General features: G+C 60.7%; 26 protein-coding genes. 9 read left to right on the top strand and 17 right to left on the bottom strand.

Features of this window, described 5'->3' with window-relative positions; all coding sequences use genetic code 11:
* Window positions 1-3: 3 nt before the first annotated feature.
* Window positions 4-819, top strand: a complete 816-nt coding sequence (locus AC1DVF_RS16495; protein ID WP_099756824.1) for an alpha/beta fold hydrolase — start codon at window positions 4-6, stop codon at window positions 817-819.
* A 151-nt stretch (window positions 820-970) separates the two neighbouring features.
* Here AC1DVF_RS16495 and dsbG read toward each other — a convergent pair whose 3' ends face one another.
* The 4 genes from dsbG to AC1DVF_RS16475 all read right to left on the bottom strand — a co-directional run bounded on the left by dsbG (window position 971) and on the right by AC1DVF_RS16475 (window position 5,154).
* Complete coding sequence (gene dsbG, locus AC1DVF_RS16490; protein WP_116256557.1) at window positions 971-1,741, bottom strand: thiol:disulfide interchange protein DsbG; 771 nt, start codon at window positions 1,739-1,741, stop codon at window positions 971-973.
* On the bottom strand, window positions 1,717-2,598 hold the full coding sequence (locus tag AC1DVF_RS16485) for a TlpA disulfide reductase family protein (protein WP_093435049.1): 882 nt from the start codon (window positions 2,596-2,598) through the stop codon (window positions 1,717-1,719). The genes dsbG and AC1DVF_RS16485 overlap by 25 nt, the downstream gene beginning before the upstream one ends.
* Window positions 2,598-4,364, bottom strand: a complete 1,767-nt coding sequence (gene dsbD, locus AC1DVF_RS16480) for a protein-disulfide reductase DsbD (RefSeq protein ID WP_460091668.1) — start codon at window positions 4,362-4,364, stop codon at window positions 2,598-2,600. The genes AC1DVF_RS16485 and dsbD overlap by 1 nt, the downstream gene beginning before the upstream one ends.
* Before the next feature lie 97 nt (window positions 4,365-4,461).
* Window positions 4,462-5,154 carry a hypothetical protein gene (locus AC1DVF_RS16475; RefSeq protein WP_093435045.1) on the bottom strand — a complete coding sequence of 231 codons (693 nt, stop codon included), beginning with the start codon at window positions 5,152-5,154 and terminating at the stop codon, window positions 4,462-4,464.
* Between the two features lie 246 nt (window positions 5,155-5,400).
* On the opposite strand from AC1DVF_RS16475, the gene AC1DVF_RS16470 reads away from it, so the two are divergent.
* The 5 genes from AC1DVF_RS16470 to AC1DVF_RS16450 all read left to right on the top strand — a co-directional run bounded on the left by AC1DVF_RS16470 (window position 5,401) and on the right by AC1DVF_RS16450 (window position 9,967).
* Window positions 5,401-6,081: a response regulator gene (locus AC1DVF_RS16470; RefSeq protein ID WP_034155191.1), complete on the top strand. Its 681-nt coding sequence runs from the start codon at window positions 5,401-5,403 to the stop codon at window positions 6,079-6,081.
* Entirely contained in the window at window positions 6,081-7,403 is a 1,323-nt protein-coding gene (locus tag AC1DVF_RS16465) for an ATP-binding protein (RefSeq protein ID WP_093435043.1), read from the top strand. Before AC1DVF_RS16470 ends, AC1DVF_RS16465 begins: the two co-directional genes overlap by 1 nt.
* Window positions 7,404-7,618: 215 nt before the next feature.
* A complete protein-coding gene (locus tag AC1DVF_RS16460) occupies window positions 7,619-8,104 on the top strand; it encodes a GNAT family N-acetyltransferase (RefSeq protein WP_220556632.1) in 486 nt (161 codons plus the stop codon).
* Window positions 8,105-8,246: 142 nt separating this feature from the next.
* On the top strand, window positions 8,247-9,659 hold the full coding sequence (locus AC1DVF_RS16455; protein WP_477782797.1) for a diaminobutyrate--2-oxoglutarate transaminase: 1,413 nt from the start codon (window positions 8,247-8,249) through the stop codon (window positions 9,657-9,659).
* Window positions 9,660-9,742: 83 nt separating this feature from the next.
* A complete protein-coding gene (locus AC1DVF_RS16450) occupies window positions 9,743-9,967 on the top strand; it encodes an MbtH family protein (RefSeq protein ID WP_186620653.1) in 225 nt (74 codons plus the stop codon).
* 186 nt (window positions 9,968-10,153) lie between these two features.
* Here the strand turns inward: AC1DVF_RS16450 and AC1DVF_RS16445 are convergent, their stop codons facing one another.
* Genes AC1DVF_RS16445 through AC1DVF_RS16410 form a run of 8 tightly spaced genes read right to left on the bottom strand, consistent with a single transcriptional unit; the run spans window position 10,154 to window position 16,414 of the window.
* Window positions 10,154-11,059, bottom strand: a complete 906-nt coding sequence (locus AC1DVF_RS16445; protein ID WP_460129643.1) for a metal ABC transporter substrate-binding protein — start codon at window positions 11,057-11,059, stop codon at window positions 10,154-10,156.
* Window positions 11,060-11,959, bottom strand: coding sequence for a metal ABC transporter permease (locus AC1DVF_RS16440; protein ID WP_007917717.1), 900 nt, complete (start codon window positions 11,957-11,959; stop codon window positions 11,060-11,062).
* Window positions 11,959-12,804 (bottom strand): metal ABC transporter ATP-binding protein, encoded by an 846-nt coding sequence (locus tag AC1DVF_RS16435; RefSeq protein ID WP_477782796.1) that lies wholly within the window; start codon window positions 12,802-12,804, stop codon window positions 11,959-11,961. The genes AC1DVF_RS16440 and AC1DVF_RS16435 overlap by 1 nt, the downstream gene beginning before the upstream one ends.
* On the bottom strand, window positions 12,801-13,730 hold the full coding sequence (locus AC1DVF_RS16430; RefSeq protein ID WP_034155183.1) for a metal ABC transporter substrate-binding protein: 930 nt from the start codon (window positions 13,728-13,730) through the stop codon (window positions 12,801-12,803). The genes AC1DVF_RS16435 and AC1DVF_RS16430 overlap by 4 nt, the downstream gene beginning before the upstream one ends.
* Window positions 13,731-13,765: 35 nt before the next feature.
* Window positions 13,766-14,341 carry a DUF6162 family protein gene (locus AC1DVF_RS16425; protein ID WP_477782795.1) on the bottom strand — a complete coding sequence of 192 codons (576 nt, stop codon included), beginning with the start codon at window positions 14,339-14,341 and terminating at the stop codon, window positions 13,766-13,768.
* Window positions 14,338-14,679, bottom strand: a complete 342-nt coding sequence (locus AC1DVF_RS16420) for a hypothetical protein (RefSeq protein WP_460129634.1) — start codon at window positions 14,677-14,679, stop codon at window positions 14,338-14,340. The genes AC1DVF_RS16425 and AC1DVF_RS16420 overlap by 4 nt, the downstream gene beginning before the upstream one ends.
* A complete protein-coding gene (locus tag AC1DVF_RS16415) occupies window positions 14,676-15,218 on the bottom strand; it encodes a thiamine pyrophosphate-binding protein (protein ID WP_257355686.1) in 543 nt (180 codons plus the stop codon). The genes AC1DVF_RS16420 and AC1DVF_RS16415 overlap by 4 nt, the downstream gene beginning before the upstream one ends.
* Entirely contained in the window at window positions 15,215-16,414 is a 1,200-nt protein-coding gene (locus tag AC1DVF_RS16410; RefSeq protein ID WP_093435024.1) for a PepSY-associated TM helix domain-containing protein, read from the bottom strand. Before AC1DVF_RS16410 ends, AC1DVF_RS16415 begins: the two co-directional genes overlap by 4 nt.
* 404 nt (window positions 16,415-16,818) lie before the next feature.
* On the opposite strand from AC1DVF_RS16410, the gene leuC reads away from it, so the two are divergent.
* Both leuC and leuD read left to right on the top strand, forming a co-directional pair.
* A complete protein-coding gene (leuC, locus tag AC1DVF_RS16405; protein WP_477782794.1) occupies window positions 16,819-18,237 on the top strand; it encodes a 3-isopropylmalate dehydratase large subunit in 1,419 nt (472 codons plus the stop codon).
* The gene (gene leuD / locus AC1DVF_RS16400; protein WP_477782793.1) at window positions 18,234-18,848 is read left to right on the top strand and encodes a 3-isopropylmalate dehydratase small subunit; all 615 of its coding nucleotides are present in this window, start codon (window positions 18,234-18,236) and stop codon (window positions 18,846-18,848) included. The genes leuC and leuD overlap by 4 nt, the downstream gene beginning before the upstream one ends.
* A gap of 126 nt (window positions 18,849-18,974) precedes the next feature.
* On the opposite strand, the gene AC1DVF_RS16395 is transcribed toward leuD, so the two are convergent.
* The 4 genes from AC1DVF_RS16395 to soxR all read right to left on the bottom strand — a co-directional run bounded on the left by AC1DVF_RS16395 (window position 18,975) and on the right by soxR (window position 22,092).
* Window positions 18,975-19,889, bottom strand: coding sequence for a LysR substrate-binding domain-containing protein (locus AC1DVF_RS16395; RefSeq protein WP_477782792.1), 915 nt, complete (start codon window positions 19,887-19,889; stop codon window positions 18,975-18,977).
* A 61-nt stretch (window positions 19,890-19,950) separates the two neighbouring features.
* Window positions 19,951-20,826, bottom strand: a complete 876-nt coding sequence (locus AC1DVF_RS16390) for an alpha/beta fold hydrolase (protein WP_477782791.1) — start codon at window positions 20,824-20,826, stop codon at window positions 19,951-19,953.
* 249 nt (window positions 20,827-21,075) lie between these two features.
* Window positions 21,076-21,534 (bottom strand): VOC family protein, encoded by a 459-nt coding sequence (locus AC1DVF_RS16385; protein ID WP_477782790.1) that lies wholly within the window; start codon window positions 21,532-21,534, stop codon window positions 21,076-21,078.
* Window positions 21,535-21,639: 105 nt separating this feature from the next.
* Window positions 21,640-22,092, bottom strand: a complete 453-nt coding sequence (soxR, locus tag AC1DVF_RS16380) for a redox-sensitive transcriptional activator SoxR (RefSeq protein ID WP_460091649.1) — start codon at window positions 22,090-22,092, stop codon at window positions 21,640-21,642.
* Between the two features lie 93 nt (window positions 22,093-22,185).
* Between soxR and AC1DVF_RS16375 the strand changes: the two genes are divergently transcribed.
* Complete coding sequence (locus AC1DVF_RS16375) at window positions 22,186-22,539, top strand: antibiotic biosynthesis monooxygenase (RefSeq protein ID WP_093435009.1); 354 nt, start codon at window positions 22,186-22,188, stop codon at window positions 22,537-22,539.
* On the opposite strand, the gene AC1DVF_RS16370 is transcribed toward AC1DVF_RS16375, so the two are convergent.
* Window positions 22,536-23,241: AAA-type ATPase lid domain-containing protein (locus AC1DVF_RS16370; protein WP_477782789.1), on the bottom strand; the 706-nt coding region annotated here is incomplete at its 5' end. The genes AC1DVF_RS16375 and AC1DVF_RS16370 overlap by 4 nt on opposite strands.

Here is a 23,241-nt window from a genome sequence, read left to right as displayed (position 1 = left end):
TCGATGCCTTTTTTCACGGTGGACGGACAAGCGCTGCATTACATTGATCAAGGCACTGGTCCGGCAGTTTTGCTGGCCGGCAGCTATCTGTGGGATCACGCGATGTGGGCACCGCAGATCGCCGCGTTATCGCCGCACTATCGGGTGATTGCACTGGATTTGTGGGGCCATGGCGAATCGGGACGGTTACCTGAGGGCACAACATCCCTGGACGACATCGCCCGTCAGGCGCAGGCTCTGCTCGATCATCTGGATATCGACCGTGTCACGCTGGTTGGCCTGTCGGTCGGCGGCATGTGGGGCGTGCGTCTGGCGTTGTCGGCACCGCAGCGGATCAACGGTCTGGTGTTGATGGATACCTACGTCGGCGTCGAACCTGAACCCACCCGTCAGTATTACTTTTCGCTGTTCAAGCAAATTGAGGAAACCGGCGAAATCTCCGAGCAATTACTGGATATCGTCGTGCCGATCTTCTTCCGTCCGGGCATCGATCCGCAGTCGGCGCTGTATCAGGATTTCCGCGCGAAACTGGCGGCGTACTCTTCGGATCGGCTGCGCGAAAGCATCGTGCCGATGGGGCGAATCACCTTTGGCCGTGATGATTTGTTGCCACGGCTGGGCGAATTGAACGCAGCGACCACGCTGGTAATGTGCGGCGATCAGGACAAGCCGCGACCGCCGTCCGAAGCAAAAGAAATGGCCGAGTTGATCGGTTGCCCGTGGGTGTTGGTGCCGGAAGCGGGGCATATCTCCAATCTGGAGAATCCGCAGTTTGTCACCGAGGTGTTGTTTACCTTCCTCAGCGAGCGCAACCGTTAGACCGAGTAATCGTTCTTCGTCGGAACGCCGTCCGGAGACAGGCTCGCTCCCACAGTGACCGCATTGAACACAGAGTCTGTGAACACATTCGATCCCTGTGGGAGCGAGCCTGCTCGCGAAGGCGTCATTTCAGGCGCCAACAAACCCGGAATTATTTAGGCCCGAGAATCTTCGCCAACTTGTCCGGCGAAGGCGCACCTTGCTGCTGTTGCAACTCACCCTTGTCATCCATGTAGAAAATCGCCGGCGTCGCCTGCAAATCCAGGTCTTCCATCAGTTGCATGTTCGCTGCCAGTTTGCTCTGCACGGCCGCCGGAATATCTTTCAGCGCTTTCAGTGAGCTGCCCTTGCCAGCCTTCTCGTGATCTTCCAGGGCCTTGGCCGGATCTTTCGCCGCCAGCAACGCGGCCGACTTGCCCGGGCTGTCTTCGCGAATGATGCCGACCATGATGTGCCGCAACTGCACCTTGCCAGCCTTGACCCATGGCCGTGCCTGTTCCCAGAACATGTTGCAGTACGGGCAGTTCGGATCGCTGAATAGGTACACCGTGCGCGGTGCATCCTTGTTGCCGTCCTGAATCCAATTGCTCGCCTCGAATTTGGCCCAGACTTCCTTGGCCATCGGCGCGTAAACCAGTTTTTGCAGCGGCTCGCTGCTCAGATCCTTGCCGTCGGCGTCGTACAGATTACCCAGCAAAACGTGTTTGCCGTCAGGGGTCAGGTACAGCGCCATGCCTCGGTTCTGATACTGCGCCGCATAACCGCGCAGACCATCGGGCGCATCGAACTGGCCGACGATTTTCGCGCCTTTGGCTTCGATCTGTTTGATCGCCGCAGGCAACTCTTCAGCAGCCTGCACCGACGGCAAGTGCAGCAGGGCGGTGCCCAGAGTCAGCGTCAGCAGGTGGCGGAGGCGGGGCATGGCAGTTTCCTTGCAGAGGTGGCCGGTGCAGTGGCCGGGTTCGAATTCGGGGTTGGGGCGGCGAAGTTTTCCAGCGCGCGCGCCAGGCTGGCGTTGGACAGCTCACCCAGGTGGCTGGTCAGCAGCCGACCGTCAGGGCTATAGAACAGCGTAGTCGGCAATGCCATGGAACCGACGGCCTGACCCAGCCGACCACTGCGGTCGAACAGCACGTTATTGAGGCTCAGGCCCTGGGTTTCGAGAAACGTCGCCACGCTCTGCATGCTTTCGGCTTGGTTGACGAACAGGAAGGTCAGGTCCGGGCGTTGCATCTGAGCGTTTTCCAGCACCGGCATCTCGCGCCGGCACGGCGGGCACCAGGTCGCCCACAGATTGATCACCAGTGGACCGCCCTGATAATCACGGAGCTGAATGGTTTCCCCGGCCGCATTGCGCAGGGAGATGTCCGGCAGCCGGGTGCCTTGTTCGTAGAGGTTCAACGACAGTGTCGCCAACAGCCAGAACGCCAGGCCGCTGGCCACGCCAAACCCCAACGGGCGACGCAGCCCTGGACGGCGCCAGCCGCGATACAGGGCGACCAGCAACAATACGATTACCCCTGGCCAGGCGAGGAAACCACCGTCGCGCAAATCGATGATCTGCCACGGGTCATTGCGATAGTGCGACCAGTACAGCAGCACAAAAGCAATTCGCGCCGCGAGCATGCCCAGCAGAAACAGGCTGAACAATGCTGACTCGGGGTTATCACCGCCACGCTTGGCCACCCGCCAGCCGACAAAGGTTGCCAGCGCCAGGGCACTGATCAGCAGCAGGTGGTTAAGCGCGATGGCAAAGGTGCCGAGGGTGAAAGTCAGCATTAATGGGCATCTCGGGTGGCAGTCCAGTGTTGCAGGAATGTCTCGGCGTCGACTTCGCCGGTGATGCGCTGGCTGCGGCGCTCCAGACCATCAGCACCGATCCAGATGAACGTCGGCGGTCCCGGCACTTTGTAGCGGCTGAGCAGTTCAGCGCTGGCGGCATTGTCGTCGGTGACATCAAGCCTGAGCAGGCGCACGTTGCTCAGCGCCTGCATCACGTTGTCCTTGCCAAACACCTGCTTCTCCATGATCAGGCAAGACTTGCACCAGTCGGCGTAGTAATCGAGCAGCACCCACTGACCCTGAGCCTTGGCGGCATCGAGTTCGCGTTGCAGCGCCGCCGGCTCCTTGATCGTGGTGAACGCTTCATGACCCGAAGGCGCGGTGGCGCCAGCACGACCGGCACTGTAGACCTGCAACGGTTGATACGGATCATCGCTGCCGCCCGCCGCACCAATCACCAGCAAACTGCCCCACAGCCCGAGCAGCAGCGAACTGGCGCCGAACAACTGCGCAACGCGGCCAAAACCTTCGGACTGTTTCCAGGCGCAGAACGCGGCGATCAACAGCAGCGCACCGCACAGGCCCAGCCATAACGACGCATCCAGCACCGGGCGCAACATCACCAGCGCAGTGGCGAGGAAGAAGAATCCGAACACGCCTTTGAGCAGGTTCATCCACGCACCGGGTTTGGGCAGAAAGCCATTGCCAACGGTCACCAGCAACAGCAGCGGCACACCGATGCCGATGCCCAGCGAAAACAGAATCAAACCACCGTGCAGCGCGTTGCCGGTCTGCGCGATATACAGTAAGACACCCGCCAGTGGCGCGGTCATGCACGGGCCGACCAACAGACCGGACAATGCACCGAGCGCTCCGGCACCGATCACGCTGCCACCGCTGCGACTGCGCGAGGCGTGTTCCAGGCGATCGCGCAGGGCCACCGGCAATTGCAGTTCAAAGAAGCCAAACATCGGCAACGCCAACACCACGAAGATCGCGGCAAAGGTCCCCAGCAGCCATGGATTTTGCAACCAGGCCTGCAGGTTCGCGCCGAGCAGCGCGGCAATCACGCCCATCGCCGCATACACCAGCGCCATGCAAATCACATAACTGCCGGCCAATACGAATCCGCGACGCGGAGTGGCACCACTGCCGACGACCATACCGGCCAGAATCGGCAGCATCGGCAATGAGCACGGCGCAAATGCCAGCAGCAAGCCGAAACCGAAAAACGCCAGCAAGCTCCAGCCCAACGCGTGTTCTTGCAGGCTGCTGGCCAGGGCTTGATCCGGTGCCTGGTCGTTCGTTGTCGTTGTTACCGCTGTCGCCGCCGGTGTTGTCGTGGCTGGCGCTTTACCGCCCAGGTCGATGACCCGGGTTTGCGGTGGATAGCACAGGCCGGCATCGGCACAGCCCTGATAGCCGACCTTGATCTGCCCCGTGGCCGAGGCTGGAATTTTAATTTCCAGCCCTTGGCGATAGACCGGTTGCTCACCGAAAAACTCGTCGCTGTGGGATTCGCCTTCAGGCAGCGCGGGCTGTTGCTCTGCGCTCAGCCCTTCGAATTTCAGGCGTTTCTGATACAGGTAATAACCGTCGGTGATTTGCCAGAACAACTGCGTTTCACCGGATTCGAGGCGTTCGGATGTGAGCACGAATGCCTGGTCGACCGGCAGAAACTCCGGTTTTGACTCAAATGGATTGTTCCCCGCCTGGGCCAGGCTGGAGATCAGCAGAGCAAACAAAAGAAAAAAATGACGCATGGAGGAGCCTTGTCCCTGTGCAAGTAAGACGCAGAATGGGCGGCGGCGATTAACCGATAATTAACCGTATCCTACAAGGCCCTCCGGCTTCGGCCAATCAGCCGCGCAGCAGTCCGGGCCAGTTCTCGTCATTGATGGTTTGTGGGCCGGAGACTAGACGGTCGGACTGAATGTTGTAAGTCAGGTATTGGTTGTTGGTCAGGAAGATGTACCAGTAGCTGTCGGCAAAAGTCCGGTCATTTTGCGCTGCCGTGATGATCCGGTCCTTGTACGGTTGCAGCGCGCCAAGTTGATGATCCCCGAAGGATTTGTAAGTCAGGGTCTTTGCCTTGTAGTTAAACGATAGATAGTGCCCATCGTTGAGGATGAATCTGAACAGGAACGGGTGACCGGTTAGTTGAAACCAGGTGCCTGCGATGATTTTGTCGAAGTAGGGCAGTATTGGCTTCCAGATTGAATCGGAAACTTTATAGAAGGCATCGACCTTGTCTTTGTCTTGATTGTATTTACACACCACGGGTGTTGTTCCCTGATAGAAGAACAACCAGGCAATATCTTCATCGGTCGGGGTGTTCCAGCCGAATGAAGTGGTTGTCAGTCCGAAACGCAAGCCTTTGGCATAAGGACCAAAGCTGTCCCAGCTATCGGTAACCGGGGCGGGGTAGTTGGTGGATACCTTGTTGTCAGCGAGATCGAATCGAGAATAGGTGTCGCTGTCCTTGAAGAAGAAATAAATACGGTCGGGGCCGGAGCGCCAATCGATCGCGACGAAGTTTTTTAGTTGAGGCATGTTCATTAAGTCCTTTTAAAAGTTGTAGGTAATCGCCAGCTGAAAACTAAAGGATTGAAGGCGTCTTACAAAGGGAGGAATTGTTTCTTTATTCGTGGGGAGAAGTTTTTAATGCGGCGTGACTATAGGTTTGCGCAATCGGGCGGCACCGGCTTTTGCGCCCGGCTTCCCGTATGCGTCGGTGACGGCCATAATTGCGCCTTAATCCTCGCCTGTTTCACTCGCCTTTTTGTTTCCGGAGTACCCATGCACGTACTGGTTTGCGAAGACGATGAACTGATCGCCAGCGGTATTGTTGCGGGACTCAGTGCCCAAGGCCTGACCGTCGAACACGTCAACACGGCATCGAAGGCCCGCGCGATACTTAAAGTCGCCGAATTCGACGTGATGGTGCTCGATCTTGGCCTGCCCGACGAAGATGGCCTCAAGTTGCTGCAACAACTGCGTCAGAGTGGCCTGGAGATTCCAGTGCTGATCCTGACCGCGCGCGACTCGGTCACCGACCGCGTTGACGGCTTGCAGGCCGGGGCTGACGATTACCTGCTCAAGCCGTTTGATCTGCGCGAACTGTTCGCCCGCCTGCAAACCCTGTTGCGCCGGGTTGCCGGGCGCAGCGTCAACCTGATCGAGCATGGCGCGCTGACGTACGATCCGAGCAGCCGCGAAACCACGCTGGCGGGGCAACCGGTGGACTTGTCGCGCCGCGAGCAATCGCTGTTGCAGGCGCTGCTGCACAATCGTGGCCGGGTGCTGTCCACCGAGCAGTTGAAGGACAGCGTCTACGGCTTCAACGACGAACTGGAAAGCAACGCGCTGAACGTGCACATCCATCACCTGCGCAGCAAACTGGGCAAAGGCATCGTCGAAACCGTGCGCGGTCTGGGCTATCGCCTCGGCCCGGCCGACGGTGGAGATCAAGGCAAGTGATGAGCCTGCGACTGCGCTTGAGCCTGACCCTCGGTGCTGCGTTTGCGCTGATCTGGGCGCTGGCGGCGGCCTGGATGCTCAGTGACCTGCGCAATCAGATGATGTTTTCCCTCGACCAGCGTCTGGTGGCCTCGGCGCGCATGGTCGCCGGGCTGCTGGAACAGTTGCCGACATTGCCGAGCAAAGGCGAGGGCACGCATTTCAGTGCCGAACAACTGAATATCCCCGGTGGCATGGCCTGTCAGGTCAGCTCGTTGCGTGGGGAAATTCTCGCGCGCAGTCACAACAATCCCGAACAAGCGCTGGAAGCCGAGAAAATGGGCTTCCATGACCAGATGATCGATGGCGCGCCGTGGCGCAGCTTCACCCTGGCGCGGGGCGATGTGCGCATCACCACGGCCGACCGGCAGATCGAGCGCGAAGCCCTGAACATGTCGATCCTGCTGGCGGCGTCGGTGCCGGTGGGCGTGGCGCTGCTCGGCTGCCTGTGCCTGTTGTGGCTGGGCATCGGCCAGGGGCTGGCGCCGCTCAACCGTCTGCGTGAGGCGCTGATGCGGCGCAATGCCGACTCGCTCGAGCCGTTGCAGATCCAGACCTTTCCCAGCGAATTGAAGCCGCTGCTGGAAACGCAAAATCAGTTGTTTCAACGCATCGGCAAGACCATCGAGCGTGAGCGCCGTCTGACCGGTGACGCGGCACATGAACTGCGCAGCCCGCTGACGGCGATCAAGACCCACCTGCAAGTTGCGCGCATGACCGACGGCAGTGCCCGCGATCAGTCACTGGCGCGGGCCGAGGAGGGCGCCGATCGCTTGCATCGCACCCTCGAACAGTTGTTGTTGCTGGCGCGGGTCGAGGGCAGCCTGTCGTTCGATGACGGTTCGCAGTGCAGCGCCGAGCAAGTGGCACGCCTGGCGATCCAGGACGCCACCGGTGGCGAGCACCAGCGCATCAAACTGCAACTGCCGGCCGGGCTTAGCGCTGCACCGCTGCACATGCCGGCGGTGCTGTCGATCGCGGCGCTGCGCAATCTGCTCGACAACGCCTTGCGCCATACCCCTGAGGACTGCGCAGTCGAACTGAGTCTGGAAACCATTGGCAACCGCGTGCGGTTTGTCGTGCGTGATCATGGCCCGGGCATTGCACCGGATGATCTGCAACACCTGACCCAACGCTTCTGGCGCAACGGCCAGAGCACTGGTTGTGGCCTCGGCCTGGCGATTGTCCAGGCGATCGTTCAGCGCTGCGACTGCGCCCTGCATTTCGACAGCCGCCCGGATGGCCTGCGCGTCGAGCTGACCATGCCATTGCAGCCTGTCTGACCTGACCACAAATCTCCTGTGTGAGCGAGCCTGCTCGCGAAGACGGCGGCACAGTCAGCATCCAAGTGGCTGACAAAACGCTTTCGCGAGCAGGCTCGCTCCCACAAGGGCGGATGTTTTGGCACATCAAATGTAACTTTTCGACATTCGCTATCCGGCAGGGGTGGGGGTAAGGTCAACGCAGCTTTGACTCAATGGATTGAGGGAATTGCGCCATGGAAGCACCCATCTGCATTCGTCCCGCCACACTGGCCGACGCCGGCATCATCAGCCGCATCATCGAACGTTCGATCCGTATCGGTTGTGCGCTCGACCACCGTAACGATCCGACACGGGTCAGCACCTGGATCACTCAGCAATCCGCCGACTTCATCAGCGCCCGCCTCGCCGACCCGCACTTCTATTTATGCATGGCTTTACTGGCGGACAAACCGGTCGGTGTCGGCATGGCACAGGCCAGTGGTGACATTTCCCTGTGTTACGTGCAGCCGGAATCCTTTCGCCGGGGCGTCGGGCGCGCGTTGATGCACGATCTGGAAGGCTGGTTGCGGGTTCGCGACGTTGCTCAAGCGAATCTCAACAGCACGCGCACCGGCCGTACTTTTTATCGCCGTCTGGGCTATCGCGAGTCAGCGCCGCCCGTCGAATACCAAGGCGTGCAGACCCTGCCCATGCACAAGTCGTTGGCAGCRCCGGCCTGACAACACGATCACGGGCTAAATCCTCAGGCCCCTTAAGCGTTTCCAGAACAGGAAAACCTGCAAGTGCGCCCCGCGATCGGAATGCGCACCTGTCCGGTGTGCTGTTTTGGTCACTATCCATAGCCAATTGAGGGGTCGAGAGATGTCAGTCGCCACCAGCCTTATCGAAGAGTCGTCGGCCCGGGTTACCTCGGCGCCGGCCGAAACGCTGTACCAGTTCAATGAATCGCCATTGCTGGCTCGTCAGGCCCGGCAGGAGTCCAACGCGCGCAGCTATCCACGACGCATTCCATTGGCACTGAAGCGCGCCAAAGGCCTGTATGTCGAAGACGTTGAAGGGCGCACGTTCATCGACTGCCTCGCCGGGGCCGGCACGCTGGCGCTGGGGCATAACCACCCGGTGGTGATCGAAGCGATCCAGCAGGTATTGGCCGATGAATTGCCGCTGCACACTCTCGACCTGACCACACCGGTCAAGGATCAGTTCGTCCAGGACCTGTTCGGCCTGCTGCCGCCCGCCCTGGCGGCGCAAGCGAAAATCCAGTTCTGCGGGCCGACCGGCACCGATGCCGTGGAAGCGGCATTGAAGCTGGTACGCACGGCGACCGGGCGCAGCACCGTGCTGTCGTTCTCCGGTGGTTATCACGGTATGAGCCAGGGCGCGCTGAGCCTGATGGGCAGCCTGGGGCCGAAAAAACCGCTGGGTGCGTTGCTCAGCAATGGCGTGCAGTTCATGCCGTTCCCGTACGACTACCGTTGCCCGTTCGGCCTTGGTGGCGCGGCGGGCGTGAGGGCTAACCTGAGCTATCTGGAAAACTTGCTCAACGACCCGGAAGCCGGCGTGCAACTGCCCGCAGCGGTGATCGTCGAAGCGGTGCAGGGCGAGGGCGGTGTGATTCCGGCGGACATCGAGTGGCTGCGCGGCTTGCGCCGGATCACCGAAAAGGCCGGCGTGGCGTTGATCGTCGACGAGATCCAGAGCGGTTTCGCCCGCACCGGCAAGATGTTTGCCTTCGAACACGCCGGTATCACCCCGGATGTGGTGGTGTTGTCCAAAGCCATCGGCGGCAGCCTGCCGTTGGCCGTGGTGGTCTATCGCGACTGGCTCGATACTTGGCAGCCGGGCGCGCACGCCGGCACGTTCCGTGGCAATCAAATGGCCATGGCGGCAGGTTCTGCGGTGATGCGTTATCTGGTTGAGCACAAGGTCTGCGAACACGCTGCTGCCATGGGCGAGCGCCTCAGCGAGCACCTGCGCATCCTGCAACGGGACTTCCCGCAATTGGGCGACATTCGTGGTCGCGGCCTGATGCTCGGCGTCGAGCTGGTCGAGCCGAACGGCCCACCGGATGCGCTCGGTCATCCGCCGGCGTTCGCACGACTGGCGCCGCTGGTCCAGCGCGAATGCCTCAAGCGTGGGCTGATTCTGGAGCTGGGCGGTCGGCATGGCGCAGTAGTACGTTTCCTGCCGCCGCTGGTGATCACTGCCRCCGAAATCGACCGTGTCGCGGAAATCTTTGGCCGTGCTTTGGCCGCTGCCACCGCTGCGCTGTAAATTTTTCGCCGCGCCGAACGTTCTTTCTACATACCCGGCTGCACTCAGCGTGCAGCCCACCCTTATAACGATGGAGAACCAGCATGACGTCAGTATTCGACCGCGAGGACATCCTCTTTCAGGTCGTGGTCAACCACGAAGAGCAATACTCGATCTGGCCGGACTACAAAGCCGTGCCGCAAGGCTGGCGCACCGTGGGCAAGAGCGGCCTGAAAAAGGAATGCCTGGCCTATATCGAAGAAGTCTGGACCGACATGCGTCCGCTGAGTTTGCGTCAGAAGATGGAAGCCCAGACCGCCGCGCAATAAGCGGCCGGGCAAAAAGAACCCGCTGGACTGGAAACAGTCAGCGGGTTTTTTCATGGCTGGAGTTTGTGTTGTCAGGTCAGGCCTCTTCGCGAGCAAGCTCGCTCCCACAGGTGAGTTGTGAACGACACAGATCCAATGTGGGAGCGAGCTTGCTCGCGAAGAACGATAACGCGGTTTCGGCTAAAACTAAGCTCCGCTCAGCCCTTTGAGCAGCAAATCAACATTGCCTTCCAGCTCCGCCACCGGATCCGCCGCATCGGTGCTCAAAACCACCAGATGACTGCCCGACTCGGCAATTGCCGCTTTCACCGCGTCCGATGGCTGTCGATGATGCAGGACCACCGCGACATCATTGTCCTTGAGCGTCGCCGTCAGTTTTTTCAGATCCTGCGGCGTCCATTCCGCATCAGGGCGTGGATCCTGGCCAACCAGCTCCAGATTCAGACTACCGATCAGATAACCAAAGTGATCACTCAAACTCATCACACTCAGATTGTCGGCACTCGCCAACCGCGCCTCGCTGTCGGCGCTGAGCTTCAGCAAACGCTGCTTCAACGTCGCCAGATTCGCCTCGATCGCAGGCTTGGCGCCCGGTGCCAAGCGCACCAGATCCGCCGCCATCACATCCGCCATGCGCCCCATGTTGTTGCTGGCCAGCCATGGCTGACTGTTCAAGCCATCAACCTTCAGATCCGGTTGTACGGCAATGCCCGGGAGGGCGCCGTCGACCGGGCGCGCCGCATCGACTTCAACGATGCGGATGTTGCTGCGGCGAGCGATCGGGTACAACTGGTCATCTGGCCACAGCGAGCGCACGCCAATGACGGCATCGGCACCGGTTGCCAGTTTGCTCAGGGCCGGAGCTCCACGCCCCGTAAAGTAGGCACTCTGACGGCTGCCCGGCAGGTTCGCTGGCGCCGCGCGTTCGAGATTGACATCAGTGCCCTTGAGCAGCGCTTCTGCCAAGCCAAAGGTGATGGGCAATGAGGCCAGTACCTGCAGCGGCTTAGCTTTTTCGGCCGCCATCAAAGGCGAGCAGACCACGCCGCACAAGGTCATGGCCAAGGTCAGTTTGCGCAGTGAAAAAGTCATTTATCCAAGATTCCCTTTCAGACTCGGGACAACCCCGCGCGCAATGGCGGCGAGGGCGAAGGCAATGCCGGCGACCAGAATGATCGCGGCGCCGGACGGAATCGGCAGATCAAACACGATCGGCGCGAGGATCCCGCACAGTGTGCTGACCGTGGCGATCAACACCGAGCACCAGAAGAAGCCCTTGAGCGACTGGCTGAGCAAACGTGCCGCCGCCGCTGGAATCACCAGCAGCGCGCCGACCAGAATCGCGCCGATGACTTTCACCGCTGCGACGGTGATCAGCGTCACCAGAATCACGAACAGATAATCCAGAGTCTTCACCGCCACCCCGCGCACCGCCGCCAGTTGCGGGTTGAAACTGGCGAGCATGATGCGGTTGTACAGCGGCAGGGCCAACGCCATGACCAGCGAACCGACGATGGCCAATACCGCCAGATCGTTGCCGTTAACCGTGAGTACCGAACCGAACAGCACGTTCTCGAGAATGTGCACGTTGATCTTGCCCGCGAGAATCAGTAGCAGACTCGCGCCCAGTGCCAGTGACACCGAGAGGAATACGCCGATCAAAGTGTCCGGTGCCAGACCGGTACGGTTGCGCAGGTAATTGAGCAGGATGCCGAACAGCAGGCAGTAGCCGAACAGGCTGCCGTAGGGCCCGGTGTAAGGCTCGCCGAGCAGAATGCCGATGGCTACACCGGTGAGCGCCGCATGGCCCACCGCTTCGGAAAAAAACGCGAAGCGCTTGACCACTACCAGCGTGCCTAGGCCGCCGAGTACCGGGCCGATCAACAGGCCGGCAAGCAACGCATTGACCACGAAACCGTAGGCCAGTGCTTCCGGCAGATACCCGGACGAGGCCCAGCCCTGGACCATCAAACGAAAGGCTTCGTAACTCATCAGGCAGCGCTCCGTGGATGGGTCGAGAACAAGGTCAGCAGACGTTCCGGGGTCAGCGCCTCTTGCGGTGAGGTATCAAACAGCATGCGGCGGTTTAGACCCGTGACACGGCTGGCCAGACGCCCGACCGCTTCCAGATCGTGCTCGATCCACAGCACGGTGATGCCCGCTGCACGCCAATCGCCGAGCAGACGTTCGAATACCTGAATCCCGGCTTCATCGAGGGCCGACATCGGTTCATCCAGCACCAGCAATTGCGGCGCCGGAATCAAACCTTGGGCGAGCAGCACCCGCTGCCGCTCACCGCCGGACAGCGCGCCCATGCGGCGCTTGCGTTTGTCTTGCATGCCGACGCGTTCCAGCGCTTCACCAATGGCGCCGGCGTAACGCTTGCTCAAACCGAGAAACGCCGGACGTCGCTGGCACATGGCAGCCATGAAATCGTCGACGGTCATCGGCAGACCGCGATCGAATTCCAGCGCCTGCGGTACATAACCGATGGTGCCGGGTTCGCCGGGCCATTGCAGGCTGAGCTGGCCCTGATGGGGCATTTGTCCGAGCAGGGTCTTGATCAGCGAACTCTTGCCGCCACCGTTGGGGCCGACCAGGGCGTGAACGCTGCCGGGTTGCACCTGAAAGGTGACGTTATCGAGGATTGTCGTGCGACCAAGCGTCAGAGAGACTTCCGCAAAATCCAGAGTCGGTCCCAATCCTTGTGGGAGCGAGCCCGCTCGCGAATGCGGTGTGTCATTCGATAAAGATGTTGGCTGGCCCGGCGCCTTCGCGAGCAGGCTCGCTCCCACAGGGGACTGGAGTTCGGTCGAGATCGTTTCTCTGGAAGTCATGCGCCAGACTCCTGAATCGCCCGCACCACGGTGTTGAGGTTGCCGGTCATTTCCTTTTCGTACTTGTCGGCGGTGTATTCGCCGTAGGAAATGTGCGACAGCGGATACAGCTTCACCCCGGATTCACGCTGGATTGTTTCGACGTAAGTGGAGGGGAAATCCATCTCCGAGAAGATCACTTTCACGTCCAGTTCACGCAACTGGTCAATGGTCTTCTTCAACTGGCTTGGGCTCGGCTCGATACCGTGGGCCGGCTCGACCACGGCGGTCACTTCCAGGCCGAACTCACGCAGCAGATAGTCGTAAGCCGCGTGCACCGTGGCCACGCGCAGTTCCGCGTTCGGCGCTTGCGTCAGTTTTGCCAGGGCGTCGGCGCGCATCTGCCGCAGGCGTTTGCCGTAGGCGCGGGCGTTCTGGGTGTAGGTCTTGGCGTTGTCTGGATCGAGTTTGCCCAGTTCGCGGGCAATGTTGTTGACCTGGGCAATGGAAGCGCTGATCGACAGGAACGTGTGCGGGTTCACCACTTTGCCGGCCCCGCGCGCGGCAACCCCGGTGGCCGCCAGCAACGGCACGTTTTCGTTGGCTTCGATGGTTTTGATGTTTGGCGTTTCGCTGGCGGCGATCATGCGGTCGGCGAAGTCGTCATGGCCAACGCCGTTGAGCACGATCACATCCAGCCCGCTGATGCGTTTGATGTCTTCGGCCCGTGGCTCGTAGGCATGCGGGTTGAAACCGGCCGGGATCAGCGGCACCACCTCGGCCTTGTCGCCGACGATGTTGGCCACATAGCTGTAGTAAGGGTGCAGGGTGATGCCGATGCGCAGGCGTTTGGCCTGATCGGCACTGGCCAACGGGCTCAGCAGGCAGGCACACAGGCCCAATAAAAAGAGGCGTAACAATGGACGGCGTGGCGATGAAATAGACATGAGCAAGCGGTCTTCTCTCGGAGGAGGGCGAGGAATCAATGGCGATGTTCGCGGGTAACCCCGGCATCGTATTGCGCGACGATCTGTTTCCAGCCGGCAGCGGACAGCGCCGCCGCAGTCAGTTGCGCCGGGGCCTGAGCGGCAGCATCGCGGCTGAGCCAGATGTCCGGCGCAGCCTTGTCGTCGGCGCTGAGCCGCATCACAAACGAACCGGCGACGGCCGGATTCTGGCTTTGGCCGAAATACGCGGCGTCCGCCAGCAATTGCCAGGCATGACCACCGCGGCTGACCGAACTCGCATCCTGGGCAAATGGCGCAAACCCTTCGGCGGCCAGATTCTGCGGCGTCGGCAGGGCTTGTTGTTCCTCGCGCAGCAAGCGGATTTCATCGAGGGTCACCCGCAGGTCGGCATAGATGCCTTGCTCGGCAGCACTGAGGTCGCGGCGTGCGTCGAGCTGGTGAGTCGCCACTGGCTCGGGCTCATGGGAAACCCCGCGCCACGCGACCACAGAACCTGCGACCGCGAGGATCAACAGGCACAACAGCAGCACATTGAGGGTTTCATGACCGGCACCGGCCGGGCGCACGATTTGGCTGGTGGGCGTACTCATGGGGCTTCGATATCCGCTTGGTCGATTTCCACCACGTGGCCCGGGCCCGCGTCGAACAGCACGTAAAATTCGCTGCCGGGTTTCTTGAACGTCAGTGTGGAATCGGCGCCGAGCTTGCCCGGCACCAGAATGGTTTCGTCGTAACCGATCACATCGAGGGTCACCCCCGGCGCGCCGCTGCCGTCGGAGAACCCGCCGGTGCATTTGATCTGTTCGGCGTCGATGGCGGTGCATTCGCACATCGGATTGTGGGCCAGCGCACTGACGCTGAAACCGGCGCACAGCACCAGCAGCACGGCCTTCAGGCGCAGGCGGGAAGAGCGTTGGGAACACGTCATGGTTTGACTCCTTGTTTGTTCAGCCAGGCGAAGGTGGCGGGGGAGGCCTGACTCAGGGGAATCGAAGCCTGATGCATGCTGCCGTCCCAGCCTTCCATGGTGATCCACAGTTCGGCGTCGGGTCTGGTCTTCTCCGGGATCGGCATCTGCGTGCCCATGCGGTAAGGCGTGCCGAAGAAAATCGTACCGGCGGCGCGCAGGCTGCGTGGCTTGCCGATGCGCAGGTAGGTGGCCTTGACCTGCTCGACACAGGCATCGCACAGGGCCGCGCTGAAGTCTTTCATGTAGCCGGCCGGGCCAGTGAGCACCGGCGCTTCGTTGCGCAGTTCGGCCAGGCGCAGGCTCCACGGGCCGACCTGGATATTGCCGATTTCATGTTGGCCCAGGCCGCTGTCACCGCGAAACAGCGAGGCGTCGGCGAAGTATTTGGGCATGAACCCCAGCGGGATCAACAGCAGCAGGACGTTGATGTGGAAGCGCCATGTGTGCCAGAAACGCGCGAGTCGAGAAGGCTGTGCCTTGGTGATGGATCTGCTCACAGGCTGGCCTCCGAGGTTTCACGGCTCATCGCCGGTTGTGCCTTGAGGCGGTGTTTCTTGTCTTCGCGCTTCAACGCGTTGGCGGTGGCCAGCGCGGTGCGTTTGGTCCAGATCAACAAGCCGCTGAGGATCATCATGCTCAGGATCAAACCGAAGAAGAACCAGATCAGCTTGATCCAGATGCCGCCGAAGTCGCCGGTGTGCAGTGGCCGCATGGACTCGGTGACGAACTCCAGCGACGAACGATCGGACAGAAGCCGTGAAGCGGCGATGTCGCCGTTGTACGGATTGAGCGTGGCGGTCTGGAACATCAACGGATACCAGCCGCGCCCACCGACGCTCATGTGGCTGTAGGCATTGCCCGGCAGGCTGACGAAGCTGGCTTCCAGCCCCGGAATCTTCTCTTGCGCGAGCTCGACGGCACGGTCCAGGCTGATCCGTGGCGGCGGTGTGCCGGCGGCAGAGATCGGCACGCTCTCGCGGGACATGGCCGGAATGATCGGCTCGCTGGAAATGGCGATCTGGTTGTCGAACAGAATCGCCCGAATCAGAAACCAGATCCCGGTGATGGAAATCACCGCAATGAACCAGATCGACCAGATACCGCACAAGCGATGGAAGTCACCCCAGAAGATCCGCGCGCCGTGACGCACGCGCAGGGTCGGACGCAGAAAACCTTTCCAGAAGCGCTTGTAGACCACCAGGCCTGTGATCAGCGACACCAGCATCGGCACGCCGAGGAACGACACCAGATACCAGCCCCAACTGAAACCGTTGGTGAACGGCACCAGCCACCAGCCATGCAGGGCGCGGGTGAAGGCCTTGAAATCGAACGTCGGGGCAGGGCCTTGAATCACCCCGGTGTAAGGATTGACGTAGACCGTCTGCGAACGACCGTCCGGATAGCTGACCGCAACGTCGAGGGCGAAGTGGGATTCGTCGGGACGACTGATACTTTCAACGAGGGTCTGCGGTTCGGCTGTTTTGATCGCTGCCATGATCTGGTCATAGCTGAGCAGCGGCGCATCGTCCGCAGGCTGGCTGGCGCGCATCTGCGGGTTGGCCAGCCAGACGATTTCCTGGCTGACCACCGCCAGCGTGCCGGTGACACAGACGATCAGGACAAAGAACCAGATCGGTAACGCCAGCCAGCTATGAACGAGGAACCACAGTTTGGAGCGGGATTTCTTCGACATGATTGCGCGTCTTGATAGCGGTGAAAGGGCGCGTGGCTACGGGCTTCGCAGCACGGCAGACCCCGAAAGACCGAACGTGGCTTTTGCCTACGCGAACGGCCTGCATCTCTATAGGACGAATGAGCGGGACAAATCCCGAAAGGTGATATGAAAGCAAATGTTTCCCAATTCCCCGATCACCACAAATCACCTTGTGGGAGCGAGCTTGCTCGCGAAGGTGCCGGGTCAGTCACTTCACCCGTTGTCTGATCCACCGCATTCGCGAGCAGGCTCGCTCCCACAGGGTCTCGCTGATCGGCAGATCAAACACGATTCATGGATGACGCCATCACTGTCTGCCAATTGATGGCCGACCCGCGCTCCCTATGATGGGAATCACCTGATGTCCCTGAGTGAGCGCCTTGATGACCGCCAGAACCCTCTATGACAAACACATCGATTCGCACACGGTGTGCCGCCTCGACGATCAGGGTCATGTCCTGTTGTATATCGATCGTCAGGTGATCAACGAATACACCAGCCCGCAGGCTTTCAGCGGTTTGCGCGCGGCCGGGCGCGATGTCTGGCGGCCGGGCACGGCGCTGGCGGTGGTCGATCACGTCAACCCGACCACGCCTGTGCGTATCGCAGCAATGCCCGACGCCGGCGGCGCGCGGCAAGTGTCGTATCTGGCGGAGAACTGCCGGGACTTCGGCATCGAGTTGCTGGACATCCTCGACAAGCGTCAGGGCATCGAACACGTTATCGCCCCCGAGCAGGGCTTTATTCTGCCCGGTATGGTCATTGCCGCTGGCGACAGCCACACCACCACTCATGGCGCACTCGGTGCTTTCGGTTTCGGCATCGGCACCTCCGAGATCGAACACCTGCTGGCTTCGCAGACCCTGGTCTACAAACGACTGAAAAGCCTGCGCGTGACCGTCGACGGCGGGTTGGCGCCGGGTTTGACCTCGAAAGACGTGATCATGGCCCTGATCGGCCGCATCGGTGCTTCCGGGGCCAGCGGTTACGCGATCGAATTCTGCGGCTCGACCATTGATGCCCTCAGCGTTGAAGCGCGCATGACCATTTGCAACATGGCTGTCGAGGCGGGTGCGCGCGGCGCATTCATTGCTCCGGATGACAAAGTCTTCGCCTATCTCAAGGACAAGCCGCGTGCGCCGCAAGGTGAGCTTTGGCAACGGGGCGTGGAGAAGTGGCGCGAACTGCGCAGTGATCCCGGTGCGCGGTTTGACCGCGAGATTCACCTCGACGCCAGCGTTCTGGAACCGATGGTCACCTGGGGCACCAGCCCCGATCAGGCCGCTGCAATCGGTGCGCGGGTGCCGGATCCGCAAGCGATCAGCGATCCGGTCCTGCGTCAGGACATGCGCCGCGCCCTCAGTTACATGGGCCTCGAAGCGGGCATGGCGCTCAGCGACATTGTTATCAGCCACGCCTTTATCGGCTCGTGCACCAACGCGCGGATAGAAGACCTGCGCGATGCCGCCAGCGTCGTGCGCGGTCAGCAAGTGGCCGGACATGTGCGGGCGATGATCGTCCCCGGCTCCAGCGAAGTTCGCGCTCAGGCCGAGGCCGAAGGGCTGGCGCAGATCTTTATCGATGCCGGATTCGAGTGGCGTCAGTCCGGCTGCTCGATGTGCCTGGCGATGAACGACGACGTACTTGCGCCCGGCGACCGCTGCGCGTCGAGTACCAACCGCAATTTCGAAGGCCGTCAGGGCGCCGGTGCGCGCACTCATTTGATGAGCCCGGCCATGGTCGCCGCTGCTGCGATCTGCGGTCGACTCACCGATATCCGCCAATTTGGAGAACGCCCATGAGCCTGCAACCCTTCACCCACGTCAGCGGTCGGGCCGCACCGTTACTGGCGGCCAACGTCGACACGGACGTGATCATGCCCAAGCAATTCCTCAAAGGCATTGATCGCCAAGGACTCGATCGCGGGCTGTTTTTCGATCTGCGGTTTCTACGCGATGGCAGCCCCGATCCCGATTTTGTGTTGAACAAACCGACATGGCAGGGCGCGAGTTTTCTAGTAGTCGGAGCGAATTTTGGCTGCGGTTCCAGCCGTGAACACGCGGTGTGGGGTTTACAGCAGATGGGCATCCGCGCATTGATCGGCAGCAGTTTTGCCGGGATCTTCTACGACAATTGCCAGCGTAACGGGGTGTTGTTGATCACGCTGGAGGAGGCGCAGGTGCAACGCATCGGACAACTTGTCAGTGAGCCTGAAACGGCGCGGATCGCTATTGATCTGCAGGCTCAGCAGATCAGTCTGGCGGATGGCATGGTGATTGAGTTCCAGATTGATACCCTGCGCAAAACCGCATTGCTGCTCGGCCTGGATGCCATCGGCAGCACCCTGCAACGGCGCGAACAGATCAAGATCTTCGAGCGCGAGCATTTGGCCAACAACCCTTGGCTCTCCTGACCCACCGCTGATCCCTTGTGGGAGCGAGCCTGCTCGCGAAAGCGGTCGTTCAGTCGAAATCAATGTTGACTGACTGGACGCATTCGCGAGCAGGCTCGCTCCCACATTTGATATCGGGTGTTTCAGCTAAAGGGAAAGCCCTTTGAAATGCGCCTGCAAAAACTCCACACACGCGCGCAGTTTCCCCGAGTGTGCCAGCCGCGTCGGGTACACCGCCCAGACATTGGCGCTCTGGCTGTAATCGTCGAGCACCTGCACCAAGCGTCCTTGCTCCAGCAACGGTTTCACATCCCACAACGACCGCAACAACACCCCACGCCCGTCCAGCGCCCACTGCAAAACAATCTCGCCATTGTTTGACGACAACGGCCCGCTGACCCGCACGCTCTCTTGCCTGCCGTCGCGATCCAGATTCCAGATCCCAAAGGCGTTGTCGCGCTCCTTGATCACCAGGCAATCGTGCTGTTGCAACTCGTCCAGCATTTGCGGCGTACCGCGCCGTTGCAGATAACCGGGAGCGGCACACAGCACCCGCCGGTTACTGGCCAGGCGTCGACCGATGTGCTGGCCGGGCAGGTCATCGCCGACGCGGATCTCCAGATCGAAGCCTTCGTTGATGATGTCCACCACCCGGTCAAACAGGTCGAGGCGAATCTCCAGTTCTGGATAACGTTCGGCCAGCAACGACACCGCCGGGGCTACGTGATTGCGACCGAAACCGAAACTGCTGCAAATGTGCAAACGCCCACGCGGGCTGTCGTGGGCGTCGGACAGTTCATCGTGCAACTGCTGGAAATCATCGAGAATGCGCAACGCCCAGCGCTGCACGCGCTCGCCGTCCTCGGTCAGCGAGACGCGACGGCTGGTGCGGTGCAACAGACGCGTGCCGAGGGTGGTTTCGAGAATCTGGATGCGTTTGCTGACGTAGGCCGGTGACAGGCCTAGTTCATCTGCTGCAGCGGCAAAGCCGTTCTTGCGGATTACGGTGAGCAGTACGCGCAGGTCTTCGGGCAGGGGCACGGTGTCTTTCTTATGGGACATGTCAAAAACGAACACTGGCGGCAGAAGCCGCCAGCATAGCACCGAGATCCGGCGGCTCGGCTCAGCGCAAAAAGGCCAATGCTTCGGCGAGCAACGGTTCGGGGACTTCTTCGGCAATGTAATGGCCAGCGGGCAAGGCCTGACCGCTGACGTTGGTCGCCACTTGCTGCCATTCCTTGAGCGGATCGAAGCAGCGCCCGACCGTACCTTCGGCGCCCCACAACACGCGCAGCGGTAGATTCAGCTGATGCCCGGCGGCGATGTCGGCGCGGTCGTGCACAAGATCGATGCCGGCGCTGGCGCGATAGTCTTCGCAGATGCCGCGAACGCTGCCCGGTCGTTGCAGGCAGCGCAGGTATTCGCCAAAGGCTGCATCGGTAAACGGCTTGAACCCGGCGCTGCGGCTGCCCATCACGCTGCGCAGATAGCCTTCCGGATCCGCTTCGATCAGGGTTTCCGGCAGTGGTGCCGGGCGGATCAGGAAGAACCAGTGCCAATACGCGCGGGCGAAGGCTTCGTTGGTTTGCGTATACATCGACAGGGTCGGGGCGATGTCGAGCAGCATCATGCGCTGCACGGCGTTCGGGTGATCAAGCGCGAGACGATGGGCGACCCGCGCGCCACGGTCGTGAGCGAGAATCGAAAACTGTTCGAAGCCCAGCGCCTGCATCAACTCGACATTGTCGCGGGCCATTTCGCGTTTCGAGTAATGGGCGTGCAGCTCATCAGCGGCCGGGCGACTGCTGTCGCCGTAACCGCGCAGGTCGGCGGCGACCACGGTGAAGTGTTCGGCCAGTTGTTCGGCAATCTTGTGCCAGATCACATGGGTCTGCGGGTGCCCGTGCAACAGCAACAGGCCCGGGCCGCTGCCGCCGAGGCGGTAGGCAATGTCGACGCCGTTGACGTGACGCTGGTCTTTGCGGAATCCGGCAAACATCGGGCTGATCCTTTTTCAGGGTTCTGGTTGGCTGCATCCTGAAATCGTCCGRCATTCGCGGCAAGGGGCAAAGCGTGGTCGGCAGGTTCATGAAGTGTGTTGATGGGGTTATGTGTTTTCGGTGCCGGCCCCTTCGCGAGCAAGCTCGCTCCCACAGTAGTTTCCGGTGTGACGATTATCTATGCCACCCAACGAAACCCTGTGGGAGCGAGCCTGCTCGCGAAGAGGCCAGTCCAGACACTGAAATGCTCAACCCTGCTGAAACATCTCCATCGCCCGCTGCTTGATCTGTTCTTCAGTCAGATCTTCCTTGCGCGAGGCCAGAAACCACAGATGCCCATATGGATCCTTCAACGTGCCGCTGCGATCACCGTAAAACTGATCCTTGACCTCGGACACCGTCGTCGCCCCCGCGTCCAGCGCGCGCTGAAAGGACTTGTCGACATCGGTTACATACAGATGCAAACCAACTGATACGGCTTTATCAGGATTGCTCAACGGCCCCTGATCGCACGGCGAGCCGAGCATGATCGCGCTGTCGCCTATGCGCAGTTCGGCGTGGCCGATGCCGCCGTCGGGCATGGCCAGGCGCATGACTTCGGTGGCGCCGAAGGCTTTTTTATAGAAATCGATGGCCTCGGCCGCTTTGTGGATGCCGAGATACGGGGTAATGCTGTGATACCCCTCGGGAATGGGTTTGACGCTCATGACGTTCTCCCTGAATTGTTGTTCTATGGGACAGGACTCCACCGGATTTGTGGAAGATTCACTATAGAACCGTCCTCGCCGTGCAGGTTTTTGCCCGACGAGCAGTCAATCCTTTGGAAAGTGCGGCCCCGGGCCTTGTTCGCCGAGTACATCGCCCTGATTGCGCAGCGGGCAAGCCTCCATCGACAAACACCCGCAACCGATGCAGCCATTGAGCCGGTCACGCAGTAGCGTCAATTGTTCGATCCGTTCATCCAGCTCTCGGCGCCATTGCTCCGAGAGGGTTTTCCAGTCGGCCGCGCTGGGCGCACGATCATCCGGAAGGATTTTCAGCGCCTCGCCAATCTCCGCCAATGGAATCCCCAGCCGCTGCGCGACTTTGATCAACGCCACCCGGCGCAGCACTTCGCGCGGATAACGGCGCTGATTGCCGGCATTGCGCTGGCTCTTGATCAAGCCTTTGGACTCATAAAAGTGCAGGGCGGTGACGGCGACACCGCTGCGCGCCGCGACTTCGCCGACTGTTAACTGCTTGTGCACATTTTCTTTGCTGATCATCTGCAGACAGCTCTTGACCTTGACTTAACTAGAGGTTTTACCCTGCAGGTCTTCGAGTCGCAAGGCTCGTCTTACACTGAGTGGGGGCATTCCATGAACAACCGCAGTTTTACCCAATTGATCGAATTTGAAATCGAACCACGCCAACAACCTGCGCTGGTGACTGCACTATCGAGGCAAACCGAGCGTCTGGCTCAGCGCTACGACGGTTTTGTCAGTGCCAGTGTGCAGGCCAGCGATGACGGCCGGCGCGTGCTGAGTTTTCTCCAATGGCAGACCCGCGAGGCAGGGGAGGCGGCGTTTCGCAGCTTTGAAAGCGGCGAGCAGGATTTCTGGCAACTGATTCACACCCATCAGGCGAAAACCATCACCTTCAATTCGTTTCAGGTGTTGAGCAGCATCGCCCGTAGTCCCGACGATGCGCTGCACTGCCATCTGGTTGGCTAGATCGACAACTGGATCAAGCGCTCGCCTTGCAGGTTTTCCGTGAGTCGCCGCTTGTTCACCGCCAGTTCGCCGATCTTGATCAGTCGCGTGCGGGTGACGTTGCGACTCAGACCGAGCAACGCGGCGGTGTGCACCTGGTTGTAATGGCAAAAGCGATACGCTGCGCGCAGCAAGGCGTCCTCGACTTTCTCGTGCAAAGCACCGGCCTGTTGCGCGAACAGTTTTTGAAAGGCCTGTTCCAGCAACGCTTCCGGTGAATCATCGGCGCTGCTGTGATGATCGTCCGGGCGCTCGATACGCAGGTTCGACAGGCGCAGATCATCGCGTTCGATCACGCCGTTGCGGCAGATCAGCAGGGTATGATGGATGACGTTTTCCAGTTCGCGAATGTTGCCCGGCCAACTGTAGCCACGCAGTTTGTGCTCGGCACCGGGGCTGATGCTGACGCGGCCATAACCGAGGCGCTGGCTGTAGGCCTCGATGAAATGGCGCGTGAGCGGGAGGATATCGCCGGGACGCTCACGCAACGGGCTCAATTCCAGATTGACCACGTTGAGGCGGTAATACAGATCCTCGCGGAAATGGCCGGCATTGATGGCCTTTTCCAGCTGCACGTTGGTCGCTGCCAGCACCCGCACATCGATGGGAATGCTTTTGCGCGAGCCCAGCCGCACCACTTCGCGCTCCTGCAACACCCGCAGC

The sequence above is a fragment of the Pseudomonas sp. P4_D7 genome (genome assembly GCF_056401755.1).
The sequence above is the reverse complement of the archived record's forward strand: the minus strand, read 5'-3'. Positions and strand labels throughout refer to the sequence as shown.

Coding starts and splice junctions, on each gene's coding strand:
- AC1DVF_RS16385 (WP_477782790.1), bottom strand. CDS start 21,534: ATGAGCGTCAAACCCATTCCCGAGGGGTATCACAGCATTACCCCGTAT.
- AC1DVF_RS16410 (WP_093435024.1), bottom strand. CDS start 16,414: ATGTCGAAGAAATCCCGCTCCAAACTGTGGTTCCTCGTTCATAGCTGG.
- AC1DVF_RS16475 (WP_093435045.1), bottom strand. CDS start 5,154: ATGCCTCAACTAAAAAACTTCGTCGCGATCGATTGGCGCTCCGGCCCC.
- AC1DVF_RS16430 (WP_034155183.1), bottom strand. CDS start 13,730: ATGTCTATTTCATCGCCACGCCGTCCATTGTTACGCCTCTTTTTATTG.
- AC1DVF_RS16420 (WP_460129634.1), bottom strand. CDS start 14,679: ATGACGTGTTCCCAACGCTCTTCCCGCCTGCGCCTGAAGGCCGTGCTG.
- AC1DVF_RS16440 (WP_007917717.1), bottom strand. CDS start 11,959: ATGAGTTACGAAGCCTTTCGTTTGATGGTCCAGGGCTGGGCCTCGTCC.
- AC1DVF_RS16375 (WP_093435009.1), top strand. CDS start 22,186: ATGAACAACCGCAGTTTTACCCAATTGATCGAATTTGAAATCGAACCA.
- AC1DVF_RS16465 (WP_093435043.1), top strand. CDS start 6,081: ATGAGCCTGCGACTGCGCTTGAGCCTGACCCTCGGTGCTGCGTTTGCG.
- AC1DVF_RS16495 (WP_099756824.1), top strand. CDS start 4: ATGCCTTTTTTCACGGTGGACGGACAAGCGCTGCATTACATTGATCAA.
- soxR (WP_460091649.1), bottom strand. CDS start 22,092: ATGATCAGCAAAGAAAATGTGCACAAGCAGTTAACAGTCGGCGAAGTC.
- AC1DVF_RS16450 (WP_186620653.1), top strand. CDS start 9,743: ATGACGTCAGTATTCGACCGCGAGGACATCCTCTTTCAGGTCGTGGTC.
- AC1DVF_RS16425 (WP_477782795.1), bottom strand. CDS start 14,341: ATGAGTACGCCCACCAGCCAAATCGTGCGCCCGGCCGGTGCCGGTCAT.
- AC1DVF_RS16390 (WP_477782791.1), bottom strand. CDS start 20,826: ATGTTTGCCGGATTCCGCAAAGACCAGCGTCACGTCAACGGCGTCGAC.
- AC1DVF_RS16445 (WP_460129643.1), bottom strand. CDS start 11,059: ATGACTTTTTCACTGCGCAAACTGACCTTGGCCATGACCTTGTGCGGC.
- AC1DVF_RS16395 (WP_477782792.1), bottom strand. CDS start 19,889: ATGTCCCATAAGAAAGACACCGTGCCCCTGCCCGAAGACCTGCGCGTA.
- dsbD (WP_460091668.1), bottom strand. CDS start 4,364: ATGCGTCATTTTTTTCTTTTGTTTGCTCTGCTGATCTCCAGCCTGGCC.
- dsbG (WP_116256557.1), bottom strand. CDS start 1,741: ATGCCCCGCCTCCGCCACCTGCTGACGCTGACTCTGGGCACCGCCCTG.
- leuD (WP_477782793.1), top strand. CDS start 18,234: ATGAGCCTGCAACCCTTCACCCACGTCAGCGGTCGGGCCGCACCGTTA.
- leuC (WP_477782794.1), top strand. CDS start 16,819: ATGACCGCCAGAACCCTCTATGACAAACACATCGATTCGCACACGGTG.
- AC1DVF_RS16470 (WP_034155191.1), top strand. CDS start 5,401: ATGCACGTACTGGTTTGCGAAGACGATGAACTGATCGCCAGCGGTATT.
- AC1DVF_RS16435 (WP_477782796.1), bottom strand. CDS start 12,804: ATGACTTCCAGAGAAACGATCTCGACCGAACTCCAGTCCCCTGTGGGA.
- AC1DVF_RS16485 (WP_093435049.1), bottom strand. CDS start 2,598: ATGCTGACTTTCACCCTCGGCACCTTTGCCATCGCGCTTAACCACCTG.